Annotated in this window: 13 protein-coding genes; 7 read left to right on the forward strand and 6 right to left on the reverse strand. The window is 74.4% G+C overall.

Annotated features, from left to right (window positions below):
- Positions 1–20: 20 nt before the first annotated feature.
- Positions 21–1,430, forward strand: coding sequence for a rhodanese-like domain-containing protein (locus tag ACP7CD_RS14605; RefSeq protein WP_426120512.1), 1,410 nt, complete (start codon positions 21–23; stop codon positions 1,428–1,430).
- A 416-nt stretch (positions 1,431–1,846) separates the two neighbouring features.
- Entirely contained in the window at positions 1,847–2,674 is an 828-nt protein-coding gene (locus tag ACP7CD_RS14610) for a hypothetical protein (protein WP_426120513.1), read from the forward strand.
- A 49-nt stretch (positions 2,675–2,723) separates the two neighbouring features.
- On the opposite strand, the gene ACP7CD_RS14615 is transcribed toward ACP7CD_RS14610, so the two are convergent.
- Entirely contained in the window at positions 2,724–3,806 is a 1,083-nt protein-coding gene (locus tag ACP7CD_RS14615; RefSeq protein ID WP_336650525.1) for an FUSC family protein, read from the reverse strand.
- Between the two features lie 79 nt (positions 3,807–3,885).
- Here ACP7CD_RS14615 and ACP7CD_RS14620 point away from each other — a divergent pair, with 79 nt between their 5' ends.
- Complete coding sequence (locus ACP7CD_RS14620; protein ID WP_426120514.1) at positions 3,886–4,296, forward strand: fluoride efflux transporter FluC; 411 nt, start codon at positions 3,886–3,888, stop codon at positions 4,294–4,296.
- The gene (locus tag ACP7CD_RS14625; protein ID WP_426120515.1) at positions 4,293–4,664 is read left to right on the forward strand and encodes a fluoride efflux transporter FluC; all 372 of its coding nucleotides are present in this window, start codon (positions 4,293–4,295) and stop codon (positions 4,662–4,664) included. The genes ACP7CD_RS14620 and ACP7CD_RS14625 overlap by 4 nt, the downstream gene beginning before the upstream one ends.
- Positions 4,665–4,684: 20 nt before the next feature.
- Here the strand turns inward: ACP7CD_RS14625 and ACP7CD_RS14630 are convergent, their stop codons facing one another.
- The 4 genes from ACP7CD_RS14630 to ACP7CD_RS14645 form a co-directional block, all read right to left on the reverse strand.
- Complete coding sequence (locus ACP7CD_RS14630; protein ID WP_426120516.1) at positions 4,685–6,448, reverse strand: ABC transporter ATP-binding protein; 1,764 nt, start codon at positions 6,446–6,448, stop codon at positions 4,685–4,687.
- 13 nt (positions 6,449–6,461) lie between these two features.
- Positions 6,462–7,424, reverse strand: coding sequence for an ABC transporter permease (locus ACP7CD_RS14635; protein ID WP_017834715.1), 963 nt, complete (start codon positions 7,422–7,424; stop codon positions 6,462–6,464).
- Positions 7,421–8,425, reverse strand: a complete 1,005-nt coding sequence (locus tag ACP7CD_RS14640) for an ABC transporter permease (RefSeq protein ID WP_426120517.1) — start codon at positions 8,423–8,425, stop codon at positions 7,421–7,423. Before ACP7CD_RS14640 ends, ACP7CD_RS14635 begins: the two co-directional genes overlap by 4 nt.
- A 99-nt stretch (positions 8,426–8,524) precedes the next feature.
- On the reverse strand, positions 8,525–10,216 hold the full coding sequence (locus ACP7CD_RS14645; RefSeq protein WP_426120518.1) for an ABC transporter substrate-binding protein: 1,692 nt from the start codon (positions 10,214–10,216) through the stop codon (positions 8,525–8,527).
- Between the two features lie 288 nt (positions 10,217–10,504).
- Here ACP7CD_RS14645 and ACP7CD_RS14650 point away from each other — a divergent pair, with 288 nt between their 5' ends.
- Entirely contained in the window at positions 10,505–10,762 is a 258-nt protein-coding gene (locus ACP7CD_RS14650) for a DUF6480 family protein (protein ID WP_133411055.1), read from the forward strand.
- A gap of 66 nt (positions 10,763–10,828) precedes the next feature.
- On the opposite strand, the gene ACP7CD_RS14655 is transcribed toward ACP7CD_RS14650, so the two are convergent.
- Positions 10,829–11,701: a VOC family protein gene (locus ACP7CD_RS14655; protein WP_426120519.1), complete on the reverse strand. Its 873-nt coding sequence runs from the start codon at positions 11,699–11,701 to the stop codon at positions 10,829–10,831.
- A gap of 287 nt (positions 11,702–11,988) precedes the next feature.
- Here ACP7CD_RS14655 and ACP7CD_RS14660 point away from each other — a divergent pair, with 287 nt between their 5' ends.
- Both ACP7CD_RS14660 and ACP7CD_RS14665 read left to right on the forward strand, forming a co-directional pair.
- On the forward strand, positions 11,989–12,987 hold the full coding sequence (locus tag ACP7CD_RS14660; RefSeq protein ID WP_426120520.1) for a zinc-dependent alcohol dehydrogenase family protein: 999 nt from the start codon (positions 11,989–11,991) through the stop codon (positions 12,985–12,987).
- 154 nt (positions 12,988–13,141) lie between these two features.
- Positions 13,142–14,728 carry a DUF4389 domain-containing protein gene (locus ACP7CD_RS14665; protein ID WP_426120521.1) on the forward strand — a complete coding sequence of 529 codons (1,587 nt, stop codon included), beginning with the start codon at positions 13,142–13,144 and terminating at the stop codon, positions 14,726–14,728.
- The last annotated feature ends 29 nt before the right edge of the window (positions 14,729–14,757 follow it).

A 14,757-nucleotide genomic window follows, 5' to 3' on the forward strand; every position in this document is an offset into this window, starting at 1 on the left:
ATCGAACGAAGGAGAATCCCATGCTGATCGAGCGCATCTACGACGAGGACCTCGCCCAGGCCAGCTACTTCATCGGGTGCCAGCGCACCGGCCAGGCGCTGGTGGTCGACGCCCGCCGCGACATCGACGTCTACCGGGACATGGCCGCGAAGAACGGCATGGAGATCACCGCCGTCACCGAGACCCACATCCACGCCGACTACCTCTCCGGCACCCGCGAGCTGGCCGCGGCCACCGGCGCGGACATCCACGTCTCCGGCGAGGGCGGGGAGGACTGGCAGTACGAGTTCGAGGCCGCCCGCCTGCACGACGGCGACGAGATCCGCATCGGCAACATCGTGGTGGCCGCGGTGCACACCCCGGGCCACACCCCCGAGCACCTGTCCTTCCTGGTCACCGACGGCGCCTTCGCCGACGCCCCGGGCTACCTGCTCACCGGCGACTTCGTGTTCTCCGGCGACCCGGGCCGTCCGGACCTGCTGGACGAGGCCGCCGGTGGGGTGGACACCCGCTTCCTCGGCGCGAAGCAGATGTTCGCCAGCCTCAAGGAGAAGTTCCTCACCCTGCCCGACCACGTCCAGGTCTTTCCCGGCCACGGCGCGGGCTCGGCCTGCGGCAAGGCCCTGGGCGCGATCCCGTCGACCACGGTGGGCTACGAGCGCCTCTACGCCTGGTGGGGCCCCTACCTGGCGGCCGACGACGAGGCCGGCTTCGTCGCCGAGCTGCTCGACGGCCAGCCGGACGCCCCGTTCTACTTCGGCCGGATGAAGAACCAGAACCGCCGGGGCCCGGCCGTCATGGGCGAGCGGGCGCCCCTGCCCGAGCTCGACCCGCAGCAGGTCGCGCAGCGGCTGGCGGCCGGCGAGGTGACCTTCGTGGACACCCGCTCCGCGGACGAGGTGCACACCGGGACCGTGTCCGGGGCGCTGAACATCCCGGCGGGGAAGTCCATCGCGACCTTCGGCGCCTGGGCCGTGAACCCCGAGGCCGACGACCGGCCGCTGGTGCTGCTGGCACCCGACCAGGAGGCCGCCCAGGAGTTCTGGGACCACCTGGTGCGCGTGGGCATCGACGCCGTGGCCGGCTACGTCACCGGGATCGAGGGCCTGCCGCAGACCACCCCGCGGCTGGTCTCCCCCGAGGAGGTCGAGACCTTCGACAAGGCCCTCCTGCTGGACGTGCGCGCCGTGAGCGAGCACACCGCCGGCCATGTCCCCGGCTCCACCCAGCTGCACGGCGGCCGGGTCCTGTGGAACCTGGACCGGCTCCCGGAGCAGGGCACGATCGTGACCTACTGCCAGAGCGGGCTGCGCAGCTCGGTCGTGGCCTCGACCCTGCGCCACGCCGGCTACGACGTGGTGGAGCTCGAGGGCTCCTACGCCGCCTGGTCCGCCGGGCAGGAGGCCCTGGAGGCCACCCCCGCCCGCTGAGCCCCGCTCCGCTCGGACGGCAGCCCCGCCCCTGACGCCGCGTCCCCCGGTGCCACCGCACCGGGGGACGCGGCGTCCTGCGTGCCCGGTCCCCGTCCTGTGCGCGCAGGACGGCAACCGGGAGCACCCAGCACGCGCAGGACGCCGCCGGAGCCCAGCGGCCGGGGCCCGCACGCGCCCGACCCGTTCACTATTGTCAACACGGACTACCGGCAAGTAGGTTCGACGGCACAGCAGTCCGTCGGACGCGCTCCGGATCTCCGCGAGCTCCGCGGTGCACGCCGCACGACCAGCAGCACGACATTTCCTGTCGCCCCCGCCGCCGCGCGGACCGGCGGCGCGGGGGGAGGTCCTGCCGCGCGCTGCCGGCCGCGGGGCGACCCCGGGGCGACGACCGAGCACAGGAGACACAGGACATGACTGCTGGAAAGACATGGGCGGCCACGGGCGCCACCGCCGCGATGCTGGCCGGAGGCCTCCTCCTCGGGGCCCCGGCGGCCGTCGCGGCCCCGGGGGACCCCGCCTGCCTGCAGGCCACGGCACAGCTGGACGCGGCGCTGGCGGGCGCCGGGCTTTCCCCCGAGTCGCTCGGGGCGCTCGACCTCTCGGCCGAGGCCGTGGCCGCCGCCGAGGCCCAGTACGCCGCGCTCGTCGAGGGCGCCGGCGGACCCAGCCTGCAGGAGCTGGAGGCGGCCGCGGCCGCGCTGATGGTGGCCCAGGAGTCCGGCGACGCGGAGGCCGTCGCCCTGGCCGAGGCCCGCCTGGTGGAGCTCGACCAGCAGCTCACCATGGCGCTCGGCACGCTCGACCCCGCTGTCGCGGAGCAGGCCGTCGCCGAGGCCGCCGTGGCGTTCGAGGCGCTGCTGGCCGAGCTGGCCCTCGACGAGAGCGCGGTCGACCAGTTCCTCGTGCTCCTCGAGCAGGCCGTCCTGGCCTGCGAGGCGCCCGCGGCCCCGGCCCCCGTGGCGCCGGTGCTCCCGGCCCCGGCGGAGCCGGCCCCGGCGCCCGTCGTGGCGGCGCCGGTCGAGGCGGCGCCCGTCGTGGCAGCACCTGTCGAGGCAGCACCCGTCGAGGTGCCCGCCGAGACCGCGCCGGTGGAGGTCAACCCGGGCCTCAACATGCAGACCGCCGTCGCGGAGCCGGAGCAGCGCCCCGGCCCCGGCCTGGCCGCGGGCCTGCTCGCCGCGGGGATCGCCGCGAGCGCGGCGGGCGCGCTGCGCCTGCGGCGGCGCCGCCGGTCCTGAGCCGCCCGCCGTCCCGGTGGCCCCACGGGCCCCGGGACGGCGGAGACCCCTATCCCCGGGTCACGGCGCTGCTGCCGGCCGTCGGGGCGGTCGGCGGGTCCAGGACCGCCACGAGCCTGGCGAGGTCCTGGGCCGCGGCCATGACGAGCCGGTCCTCCGCCCGGGAGGGGTCGGTGAGATCGGAGTGGAGACGGCCCCCCAGGGAGCGGACCCGCTCGGCGGCCTCCTCCGGATCCTCATCCGCGGCCCACGCCCGCACCGCGTCGGCGGCGGACTGCACCGCCTCGCCGAGCCGGGCGGTCAGGGACGCGGGCACCAGCCAGTCGTGCGTCCGGTGGTCGTAGAGCTCGCGCACCGCGTCCGTGAAGCCCCGGAGGTGGAAGATGACGTTCTCGAGCTTCAGCAGGGAGTCGTAGCCCGGGTCCCCCGGGTCCGCGGCGGGCCGCCGCCGCCGCCGGAGCACCATCCGGGGGTTGCCGCGGGCGCTGCGCGCCGACTCGTCGACCGCCTCGCGCACCTCGCCGGTGATCCGCACCAGGGAGTGGTTGCGCCGGCGCCAGTCCCGTCCCCCGGTGGTGCCGGGCTCCGCGAGCTCCCCGGCGACGTCCTCGAGGTAGTCGACGACGACGTTCTGCAGCCGGTCGAGCTGCAGGCGGGCCGTGCGGAAGTCCAGCGGCGGGAAGACCGTCACGTTGACGACGAGCCCGATCGCCACGCCCACCGACATCTGCACGAGGAAGCCCGCCGAGAAGCCCTCGGCGTCCTGGCCGCCGACGATGAGGACGAACAGGGCGCCGACCGGGACGTACTCCGCACCCGCCCCGAGCCGGCGGATGCCCGCCAGGAGCACGCCCAGGCCGACCGCCACGGCGACCGTCACCAGGTTGGGCTCGCCGACCAGCAGGACCCCGGCCGCCAGGAGGATGCCCAGGGCGATGCCGGCCACCGTCTGCAGCCCCGCGCGCACCGAGCCCAGCACGGTCGGGTACATCGCGGAGATCGCGCCGAGCGGCGCGTAGTAGGGGTACTGGTCGATCACGCCGGGCATCCGCTGGGCCACCACCCAGGACAGGGCCACCGCGAGCGAGGTCTTGAGGGCCAGGAGGATCCGGGCGCCGCGTATCGTCTGCACCCGGACATCCTACGGACCGGCCGGTAGGATCGAGCCCGCCGACCGCTCCCCCAGGGAGCCCGCCCCGAGGAGCACCCCCATGAGCCGACCGCCGCACCGGCGCCTGCTGCTGGTCCTCGCCGTGGGCGCCGGCGGGGCGCTGGGCACCGGCGCCCGCCACGGACTCGCCCAGCTGGTGCCGACGGTGGCCGGCTGGCCCCTGGCCACCCTGACCGCGAACCTGCTCGGGGCGTTCCTGCTGGGGATGCTCCTGGAGGTCCTCCTGCGGCGCGGTGCGGAGACCCCCCGCGGGATGCTGCTGCGCCTCGGCGCGGGCACCGGGGCGCTGGGCGGCTTCACGACGTTCTCCTCGCTCGCCCTCGAGACCGAGCGGCTGCTGACCGGCGGGGCCGCGGGACAGGCGCTGGCCTACGTGGGGATCTCGCTGGCCTGCGGGTTCCTGGCGTGCCTCGCCGGCACCGTCCTCGCGGCCCGCGGGCGGCGCGCGTGACCGCCCTGCTGATCTGCCTCCTCGGCGGACTGGGCGCGATGGCCCGGTTCGCGGTGGACGGGACCGTGCGGCAGCGGTGGGGGACGTCCTTCCCCGCCGGCACCGTGGTCGTCAACATGAGCGGCTCGTTCCTGGCCGGCCTCCTGTCCGGGGCCGCACTGGCCGGGGTGCTGGGCGGGCCCGCGGCGTCGGTCGCCGTGATCGGCTTCTGCGGCGGCTACACCACCTTCTCCACCGCGATGGCCGACACCGTGCGGCTGGTCCGGGACGGCAGGACGCTCCGGGCGGTGCTCAACGCCGCGGGCACCGGCGCGCTGACCGTGCTCGCGGTGCTCGCGGGGCTGGCCGCGACCGCACCGCTGCGCTGAGCGCGGCCGCCCGGCCGGTCTCAGACCCCTACGCGCAGCTCGTTGCCGGGGATGGAGGCCAGCAGCTGCCGGGTGTACGGGTGCTGCGGGTCGGTGAAGATCTCCTCGCTGGCGCCGGCCTCCACCAGCCGGCCGTCCTTCATCACGCACACCTCGTCCGAGATCAGCCGGACCACCGCGAGGTCGTGCGAGATGAACAGGTAGGACAGCCCGAACTCGTCCTGGAGCCGCCCCAGCAGGTCCAGGATCTGCTTCTGCACGAGCACGTCGAGCGCGGACACCGGCTCGTCGCACACGATCAGCTCCGGCTGCAGGGCGAGCGCCCGGGCGATCGCCACGCGCTGGCGCTGGCCGCCGGAGAGCTCGTTGGGGTAGCGGCTGACCGTCGAGGGCGGCAGGGCGACCTCCTCGAGCAGCCACTTCACCCGGTCCTGGCGCTCCGCCCGGGTGCCGCGGCCGTAGGTGGACAGCGGCTCCTCGACGATCCGCCCGATCGTGAACATCGGGTTGAGGGACGAGTACGGGTCCTGGAAGATCGGCTGGACCCGCTGCCGGAACGCGGCCAGCTGCCTGCCCCGGAGTCCCGTCACGTCCTGGCCGTCGAAGCGGATCGACCCGGAGGTGGACTCGTAGAGCTTCAGCAGCATCCGCGCCGTCGTCGTCTTCCCCGACCCGGACTCGCCCACGATCGCCACGGTCCTGCCGCGGGGCACCGTGAGGGAGACGTCCTGGACCGCGGTGAAGTCCGCCTGTCCCAGCCGCCCCTTGAAGACCTTGGTGAGGTTCTCGATCACCACCAGCGGCTCCCGGGCGGCGGCCCCGGCCGCCTCCTGGGCGGCGGGGGCCGCGACGCCTCCCGCCGTCGGGCCCGAGGCCGACGGACCGGCCGCCGCCGGAGCCGCCGCCGTCGTCCCCGCTCCCGTCCGGCCCGGCGACGGGACGGCCTGCCGGCCCACCCGGGCCGCGGCCACCGAGGGCGCCGCCTGCACGAGGCGGCGGGTGTACTCGTCCTGCGGGTCCTCGAGCACCCGGGCGGACGGGCCGGCCTCGACGATCCGCCCGCGGTGCATCACCACGATGTCCTGGGCGCGCTCCGCGGCCAGGCCCAGGTCGTGGGTGATGAGCAGCACGGACGTGCCGATCTCCTCGGTCATCCGCTCGATCTGGTCCAGGATGGTGCGCTGCACGGTGACGTCGAGGGCGGACGTCGGCTCGTCGGCGATGAGCAGCCGCGGCCGGCAGGCGAGCCCGATCGCGATGAGCGCGCGCTGGCGCATGCCCCCGGAGAACTCGTGCGGGTACTGCCGGGCGCGCCGCTCGGGCTCGGGCAGCCCCGCGGCCGCGAGCGCCGCCACGACCTTCTCGTCCACGTCCCGGCGGGTGGCCAGTCCGTGCACGAGCAGGGTCTCGGCCACCTGGCGGCCGACCGTGGTCACGGGGTTGAGGTTGGCCATGGGGTCCTGCGGGACGAGACCGATCTGCCGGCCGCGGATCCGCCGCATCCGCGCCTCGTCCAGGCCCACGAGCTCCTGGCCCGCGAAGCGGACGGAGCCGCCGGTCACCCGGCCGTTGCCGGGCAGCAGCCCGATCACGGACATGGCGGTGGTGGACTTGCCCGAACCGGACTCCCCCACGATGGCGAGGGTCCGGCCCTCGCGCAGGGCCAGGGACGCCTCGTGGACGGCCTGGACCGGTCCGTTCATCGTGCTGAAGGCCACGGCGAGGTTCTCGACCTCGAGCAGCGGGGCGGCGTCCGCCCCCGGGGCGGGGTTCTCCGGTCTCATCGGTCGGTGCACCTCACGCGGTTCGGGACTTGGGATCGAGGGACTCGCGCAGGGACTCCCCCAGCAGGGTGAAGCCCAGGGCGGTGACGGCGATGCACAGGCCGGGCAGGAACGCCAGCTGCGGGGCGATCGACAGCTCGGCCTGGGCGTAGGTGAGCATGCGGCCCCACTCCGCCGTCTGCGGCACGCCGCCGCCCAGGCCCAGGAAGGACAGGGCGGCCGCGTCGATCACCGCGGTGGCCAGCGTCAGGGTGCCCTGGACGATGACCGGCCCGGTGCTGTTGGGCAGCAGGTGGCTCATGGTGATGGTGCGGCGGGACAGGCCCAGGGTCTGGGCGGCGAGGATGTAGTCGGCGCCCCGCTGGGACAGCATCGAGGAACGCAGGAGGCGGGCGAAGATGGGCACCTGGGAGGCGCCGATCGCGATCATCACGGCCCACTGGCTCTGCCCCATGATCGCGGCGATGGACACGGCCAGCAGCAGGTTGGGCACGGAGAGCAGGATGTCCACGAAGCGCATGATCACGCTGTCCACCCAGCCGCCGAGGCCGCCGGCCAGCAGGCCGAGGACCATTCCGCCGACCAGGCCCAGGGCGGTGGAGACCACGCCGATCACCAGGGAGGCGCGGGCCCCCCAGATCAGCTTGGACAGCAGGTCCCCGCCGAAGCGGTCCAGGCCCAGCGGATAGCCCTCGACCTCGCCGGGGCCGGGGATGGTGGTGGGGGTGATCTCGGTGCGCCCGGGCAGCTCCTCGCCGCCGAACGGGGCGAGCCACGGGGCCAGGAGGGCCACGAGCAGGAAGACGCCGACGATCACGGCCCCGGCGATGGCCGCGGGATTGCGGCGCAGCCGGCGGAAGGCGTCCTTCCACAGGCTCGTGCCGACCGCCGCGGTGGTGCCCGGGGTGGTCGTGACGGCCTCGGGGCCCTCGGTGTGCGAGGGGCCGGAGGGGGCGGGGGGAAGTGTGGCGCTCACTGGACACGCACCCGGGGGTCGATGAGGCTGTAGGAGATGTCCACCAGCAGGTTGATCAGGGAGTAGGCCAGGGCGATGAAGATGATGAAGCCCTGCAGCACGGGGTAGTCGAGGGTGAAGATCGCGTCCCGCAGGAACCGGCCGATGCCGTTGAACGCGAAGACGGTCTCGGTGAGCACGGCCCCGGAGATCAGCAGGCCGGTCTGCAGGCCGATGGTGGTGACCACGGGGAGCATGGCGTTGCGCAGGATGTAGCGGCCGCGGATCAGACCGCGCGTCAGGCCCTTGGCGCGGGCGGTGCGCACGTAGTCCGCGCTCTGGACCTCCAGCACCGAGGCGCGGGTGATGCGCACGATGATCGCCAGTGGGATCGTGCCCAGGGCCACGCCCGGCAGGACCAGGTGCAGGAGCGCGTCCCACGCCGCGTCCCACTCGCCCGTGAGGACGCCGTCGAGGACGAAGAAGTTGGTGTGGTGCGTCGCGTCGATGCGCGGGTCCTGCCGTCCGTCCGCCGGGAACAGCGGGACCTGGATCGCGAGCAGCCACTTGAGGACGAACGCCAGGAAGAACACGGGGACGGTGACGCCCAGCAGGGACAGCACCACCGAGGAGTGGTCCAGGAGCCTGCCGCGGTGGCGGGCGGCCACGTAGCCGAGCGGAACCCCGATGCCCACGGCGAAGACCAGCGCCACGAGCGAGAGCTCCAGGGTGGCGGGGAAGCGGGTGAGGAACTCCTCGACCACGGGCCGGCCGGTCACGATGGAGGCGCCGAAGTCCCCCCGGAGGAGCTGACCCGTGTAGACGACGTACTGCTCGAGCAGGGGGCGGTCGAAGCCGTAGACCTCGTTGATGCGGGCCACGGCCTCGGGGGTGGCCTTGTCCCCCAGCAGGGCGGTGGCCGGCCCGCCGGGCAGGGCGCGGACCCACGCGAAGAGCAGGACCGACAGGCCGATGAGGGTGGGGACGAGCAGGGCGAGCCGCTTGCCGATGACGCGGAGCATTCCGGTCCTTCCGGACGGAGAGGGGCAGAGGGGAGGACCGCCGGGAGGACGGCGGGGGCGGTCCGGGGCGGCGCGCGCTGCGTCGCCCCGGACCCGGGCTCACTCGCTGAGCTCGATCCTGTTGAAGACCTCGTCGTTGACCGGGCTCACCGGGTAGGACTCCACCCGGGGGTCGAAGGCCAGCGACGGCGCCGGGTTGGCCAGGGGCACCGCCGGCAGCAGCTGCATGATCTGCTCGTTGATGTCCTCGTAGACCGGCGTCTGCTCCTCGACGCTGGTCAGCTCGCGGGCCTCGGCCAGCGCCCGGAACAGCTCGGGGTCCTCGAAGCCGAACTCGGGCTTCTCCCGGCCGAAGAACACGCCCACGAAGTTGTCGGTGTCGTTGTAGTCGCCGGTCCAGCCGAGCAGGTGCAGGTCGTGGTCCGGGGTGCCGTTGATGCGGTCGAGGTAGTCCGGGGACCACTTGTCCGGCTGCGGGTTCACGGTGATGCCCACCTCCTCCAGCTGCGCGGTGAGCGTGGTGAACGTCTGCTCGGGGTTCGGCATGTAGGGGCGGGAGACGCCGGTCGGGTAGCTGAAGTCCAGCTCCAGGCCGTCGGCGTAGCCGGCCTCCGCGAGCAGCTCGCGGGCCCGCTCGGGGTCGTACGCGTACTCGGTGACGTCCTGGTTGTAACCGTTGACGGACTCCGGGATGAACTGGGTGGCCACCGTGGTGCCCTCGGGCAGCGTCTGGGAGACCAGGGCCTCCTTGTCGATGGCGTGCGCGATGGCGCGGCGGACGTCGACGTCCGCGAGCTCCTCCTGCGCCTGGTTGAAGCCGAGGTACAGGATCGTGAACGGGTCGCGGGTGACCACGTTGTAGCCGGCGTCCGTCAGGGCCTGGGTGTCGGCCGGGGCCACCAGGTCGTAGCCGTCCACGCTGCCGGACTCGAGCGCCTGGCGGCGGGCCTGGGGGTCGTCGATGATCCGGAAGATCACGTCGGTGACCTGGCCCTGCTCGCCCCAGTAGTCGTCGTGGGCGGCCAGGACCACCTGGTTGCCCACGTCCCAGGAGTCGAACCGGAACGGTCCGGTGCCCACCGGGTGGCCCTGGGCGTACTCGGAGAGCTCCGGGGACTCCTCCGTGCCGCCGGCGGTGTCCGCGCCGTACTCCTCGAGGGCCGTGGGGGACTGCATGGCGAACGCCGGCAGGGACAGAGCGGCGATGAAACCGGCGAACGGCTTGTTCAGGGTCACCTCGGCCTCCCCCTCCCCCGTGGCCTCGCAGCCGGCGTAGATGGCGTCCTCGGGGGCGTCCGCGAAGCCCTTGAACAGCGAGCCGTAGTAGTAGGCCATGTTCTCGGACTGCAGGAGGCCCTCGAAGTTGTACCAGCGCTCGAAGTTCGCGCAGACGGCCTCGGCGTCGAACGCCGTGCCGTCGTGGAAGGTGACGCCCTCCCGGAGCTGGAACGTGTAGGTCCGCCCGTCCTCGGACTGCTCCCACGACTCGGCGAGCAGGGGCTCGGGGTCCGCCGAGCCCTCCTGCACGCCCACGAGACCCTCGAAGATCTGGCGGGAGACGCGGAAGGACTCCCCGTCCTGCGCGAACGCCGGGTCGAGCGTCTTGGGGTCGGACGACGCCGCGAAGACGAACGTGCCGTCGACGTCGCCGCCGGCGGCCTGGGTGGCGCCGGCTCCCCCCTCCTCGCGGTCCGAGGAGAGGCAGCCGGTGAGGACGAGGGCGGCCACGGCGGCCAGGGAGGTGACGGCGAGGGGGCGGCGGGCGCGCCCCGGACGGGATGGCGTGGACATGAACGGACTCCTCGAGGGGCGAGCGGCAGGACCGGCTCCGGGTGGCGGAGCGGGGACGCGGGTCCCCGGACGGCCGGCAGGCGTGTGACGGGTACCACACGGTACAAGTGATACCACGAGTTGCACTCAAGTCATCTCATGCCCGCGTGGCGGGCATTTTTCCGATCGCGCACACCGGTTCGCCCGTTCCCGGGGCACCCCGGCGACCCCCACCGTTTCACCAGTAAGCTTGCTATTCTGCTGGGAGCACCCGTCCCAGCACGTCCCACCGGAAGAGAGCAGGACCCCGTGGCCGAGATCAATCCCGAGCAGGCACGCAACGACCCGAAGAAGGCCGGTGACGCCCTGAACGAGGAGTCCGGCCTGAGCATCGAGGGCGACACCCCGCCCGACGCCGGCTCGGGCGTGGGCCCCACCAACCACGAGCTCGACGTCGACCGGCCCGGCGACTCCTCGAAGGGGAAGCTCGCGCTGGCCGTCATCATCGGCCTCGTGGCGCTGTTCGTGGTGCTGTGGTTCGTCGGCGCCGTCGTCGGGATGTTCTGAGCCCGCCGACCTGAGGCACCCGACCGTCCCGGCCCGCCGCCGGGCGGGGGCGGGCCGGGACGGCGCTCACGGCCGGCCGGCGTCCCCGTCGGTGCCGTCGTCGTCCTGGTCGGCGTCCTCGTCGTCCTCGTCGTCCTCCTCCGTCCAGTCCTCCGAGGACGGGCCCATCATGGCGAAGCGCTCGCCGTCCGGGCCGGCGGCGAACACCAGCTCCCCGTAGCCGAACTCCTCCGGCTCCTGGACCAGCGCGCCCCCCGCGGCGACGACCCGCTCGGCGGCGGTGTCGGCGTCGTCGACCTCGAAGCAGACCCACCACAGCGGCGGCGCCTCCTGCAGGTGGTCGACGTCCTCGGCGGCCACGCCGATGCCGCCGGCCGAACGGTCCATGCCCGGGACCGTGAACACCGCGTACGCCTCGTGCCGCGTCCCGATGTCCTGGTACGTGTAGCCGAAGACCTCGGCGTAGAACCGCTCGGCGGCCGCCTGGTCGGTGGTCAGGAGGTCGCACCAGGCCACGGTCCCGTGCCTGCCGACGATGCTGAACCCGGTGTGCTCCTGCGGCTGCCACACCCCGAAGGCCGCCCCCGTGGGGTCGATCCACACGCCCATGGTGCCGAAGCTGCCCACCGCCATCGGCTCGAACAGCTGCCGGGCACCGGCCGCCACCGCGGCCCTGCCCGTGGCCACGATGTCGTCGGACGCGAGGTAGACCGCCCACGCGTGCGGGTCGTCCTCCATCTCGGGCAGCGCGGGGGACATCCCCGCCACCGGCTGGCCGTCCACCAGGGCGTTGCAGTAGCCGCCGTACTCCGGGTCCGAGGGCGTGAACCGCCACCCGAGCACGCTCGCGTAGAAGTCCATGGAACGGTCCAGGTCCGAGACCATGATGTCCGCCCAGCACGGAGCCCCCGTGGGCCATCGGTCGATGCGCTCGGTCATCCCTGAGTCCTCTCGTCGCGCGCCGGATCGGGTTCCGCCCGGGTGCCTGCGACGCTGGCCGCACCCGCGCGGTCCTTCGTCCCCATGCTCGTCCCCCGCGTCCCGATTGGGAACACCTCCCGCCGAGAAGCGGGGGCGGCCCGCACGGCCCCGGGCTCCGGGCTCCGGGGCCGTGCATTAACATTCCTCGTTTCCTGACGGCGCCCCCGATCCGTTCCTAGACTCGGAGCCAGGACAGGGGTCACGGCCGCGGCCGGAGCCCTCCCCGGGGGATCGACGAGGACAGCATGCGCGCGTGGTGGATCGATGAGCCCGGTCCCGCGGCCGGCGGGCCGATGCGCTTCGGGCAGTGCCCCGACCCCGTGCCGGGGCCCGGGGAGCTGCTCCTCCGGGTGCGGGCCTGCGGGGTGTGCCGCACCGACCTGCACCTCGTGGAGGGCGACCTCCCCCTGCACCGGGCGGGGGTGATCCCGGGCCACGAGATCGTCGGCGAGGTGGTGGGCGCGGGTCCCGGCTGCGCCCGGTTCCGGAAGGGCGAGCGCGTGGGCGTCGCGTGGCTGCGGCACACCTGCGGCCGCTGCCGGTTCTGCCGCCGCGGCCGGGAGAACCTCTGCACCGCCCCGCGCTTCACCGGGTGGGACCAGGACGGCGGCTACGCGGAGCTCACCCTGGCCCCGGAGGCCTTCGCCTACCGCCTGCCCGAGGAGTTCGACGACGAGCACGCGGCCCCCCTGCTGTGCGCCGGGATCATCGGCTACCGGGCGCTGCGGCGGGCCCAGCTGCCCCCCGGGGGCCGGCTGGGCATCTACGGCTTCGGCGCGTCCGCCCACCTCGCCGCCCAGGTGGCCCTGCACCAGGGCGCGGAGGTCCACGTCATGACCCGCTCGATGGCGGCGCGCGAGCTGGCCCGCGACCTCGGCGCCGCCTTCGTGGGGGAGGCGGACGAGCCTCCCCCGGTGCCGCTGGACGCGGCGATCCTCTTCGCCCCCGTGGGCACCCTCGTCCCCCCGGCGCTGCGCGCCCTGGACCGGGGCGGCACCCTGGCCGTCGCCGGGATCCACCTCAGCGACGTCCCGGCCCTCGACTACGCCGCGGAGCTCTTCCAGGAGCGGCAGCTGCGCAGCGTGACCGCCAACACCCGGCAGGACGGCGAGGAGTTCCTGCGGCTGGCCGCCCGGCTGGGGCTGCGCCCCACCACCGTCCCCTATCCCCTGCGCGCCGCGGACCGGGCCCTCGCCGACCTGGCCGCGGACCGGATCACGGGGGCCGCCGTCCTGCGCGGGTGAGCCCCGGGCCCGGCCGGAACCGCACCGCACCGCACCGCAGGGACCGCACCGCAGGGCAGCGGACCCCGGAAGCACATCGAAGAGACCGCCCGCCGACATCCCGCGGACGCCCCGCACCGGGCTCCGGCCACCGTCCGACTCCTCAGGAGCTCCCGTGAACGAGCACCCCGCCTCCCGCCCGCCCCGTCCGGCCGACCGGCAGGACGCCCCGCGCCGCACCAGACCCGGGCAGTGGGTGCTGCTGGTCCTGGGCACCCTGCTGACCGCCCTGGGCCTGGCGGCGCTAGTGAGCGGTCTGGTCCTCGCCGGCGCGGCCGCGGCCCAGCAGGACGGGCGCTTCCTCACCGCGTCCCCGGACCGGCACCAGACCATCACCTACGCCCTGGTGGGCCCGCCCGCCGTGCTCGACGTCGGCGACGCCCAGCTCTCCCCCGTGCCCTTCCTCGACCAGCTCGGCAGGGTGCAGGTGCGCGTGACGGCGGCCGACCCGCAGCAGGACATCTTCGTGGGCGTGGCCGAGACCGCCGACGTCGACCGGTACCTCGACGGCGTCGCCCACGCCGAGCTCGGCCGCGCCACGGAGTCCGGGGACGACATGCGGGCCCGGGTGCCCGGCGAACGGGTGCCCGACCGGCCCGGGAACCAGACCTTCTGGGCCGACTCGGACCAGGGCCCCGGCACCCGGGAGCTGACCCTGGACCTGCGCTCGGGCAGCTGGACGCTCGTGGTGATGAACGCCGACGCCACCCGGCCGGTCTGGGCGGACCTGCAGCTCGGGGCGCGCTCCGACCTCCTGGGCCCCCTGGCCGGCGGCCAGCTGGTCGGCGGGCTGGCCGGGCTGGTCGTGGGCCTCCCGCTGCTGCTGCTCGGCGCCGCCGGACTCGGCCGGGACATCGACCCGCGCACCCCGCCGCGCGGCACGGGCCCGGGCGCGGCCCTCGCCGAGGACCCGGGGCGGGACCGGACCCCGCCGCCGGTCTCGCCCGTGCGCCTGACCGGCTTCCTCGACGCGGGGCTGTCCCGGTGGCTGTGGCTGGTCAAGTGGCTCCTGGTGATCCCGCACCTGATCGTGCTGGCCGTGCTGTGGTTCGCCCTGGTGGTCACCACGGTCGCCGCCGGGTTCGCCATCCTGTTCACGGGCCGGTACCCGCCCTCGTGGTTCTCCTTCAGCGTAGGGGTCCTGCGGTGGAGCTGGCGGGTGGCGTTCTACTCCTACTCGGCCCTGGGCACCGACCGGTACCCGCCCTTCACCCTGGCCCGCGCGGACCATCCGGCGCAGCTGGAGGTCGCCTACCCGGAGCGGCTCTCCCGCGGCCTCGTGCTCGTGAAGTGGTGGCTCCTGGCGATCCCGCACCTGCTGATCGTGGGGGTGCTCACGGGCGGAGGCACGTGGAGCACCACCCGCAGCGGCGACGACGGCACGACGACCACCAGCTGGGGACCGTCCCTGCTCGGGCTGCTCGTGCTGGTGGCCGCCGTGGTCCTGCTCTTCACGGGCCGGTACCGTCCCGAGCTGTTCGCGCTGGTCGTGGGCATCAACCGCTGGGTCAACCGGGTCCTCGCCTACGTGCTGCTCCTGCGGGACGAGTACCCGCCGTTCCGGCTCGACCAGGGGCCGGTCGAGCCCCGGTCCCCTGCGGCCGCGCCGGTGCCCTGGTCCTCCCCGGCGCCCGACCGGCCGCACGACCGGCCGCAGGACCGGCCCGGGGACGGACCGGTCGACCAGGGACCGAACCGCTGACCGGACGGCCTCCGGGGCAGGTCGCCCCG

Source organism: Kocuria sp. LHG3120 (assembly GCF_049897445.1).
GTDB lineage: Bacteria > Actinomycetota > Actinomycetes > Actinomycetales > Micrococcaceae > Kocuria > Kocuria rosea.

What these genes read in the sequence shown, in the direction of transcription:
- ACP7CD_RS14645 (WP_426120518.1), bottom strand. Translation starts at nt 10,216, where the DNA reads ATGTCCACGCCATCCCGTCCGGGGCGCGCCCGCCGCCCCCTCGCCGTC.
- ACP7CD_RS14630 (WP_426120516.1), bottom strand. Translation starts at nt 6,448, where the DNA reads ATGAGACCGGAGAACCCCGCCCCGGGGGCGGACGCCGCCCCGCTGCTC.
- ACP7CD_RS14655 (WP_426120519.1), bottom strand. Translation starts at nt 11,701, where the DNA reads ATGACCGAGCGCATCGACCGATGGCCCACGGGGGCTCCGTGCTGGGCG.
- ACP7CD_RS14640 (WP_426120517.1), bottom strand. Translation starts at nt 8,425, where the DNA reads ATGCTCCGCGTCATCGGCAAGCGGCTCGCCCTGCTCGTCCCCACCCTC.
- ACP7CD_RS14610 (WP_426120513.1), top strand. Translation starts at nt 1,847, where the DNA reads ATGACTGCTGGAAAGACATGGGCGGCCACGGGCGCCACCGCCGCGATG.
- ACP7CD_RS14620 (WP_426120514.1), top strand. Translation starts at nt 3,886, where the DNA reads ATGAGCCGACCGCCGCACCGGCGCCTGCTGCTGGTCCTCGCCGTGGGC.
- ACP7CD_RS14660 (WP_426120520.1), top strand. Translation starts at nt 11,989, where the DNA reads ATGCGCGCGTGGTGGATCGATGAGCCCGGTCCCGCGGCCGGCGGGCCG.
- ACP7CD_RS14605 (WP_426120512.1), top strand. Translation starts at nt 21, where the DNA reads ATGCTGATCGAGCGCATCTACGACGAGGACCTCGCCCAGGCCAGCTAC.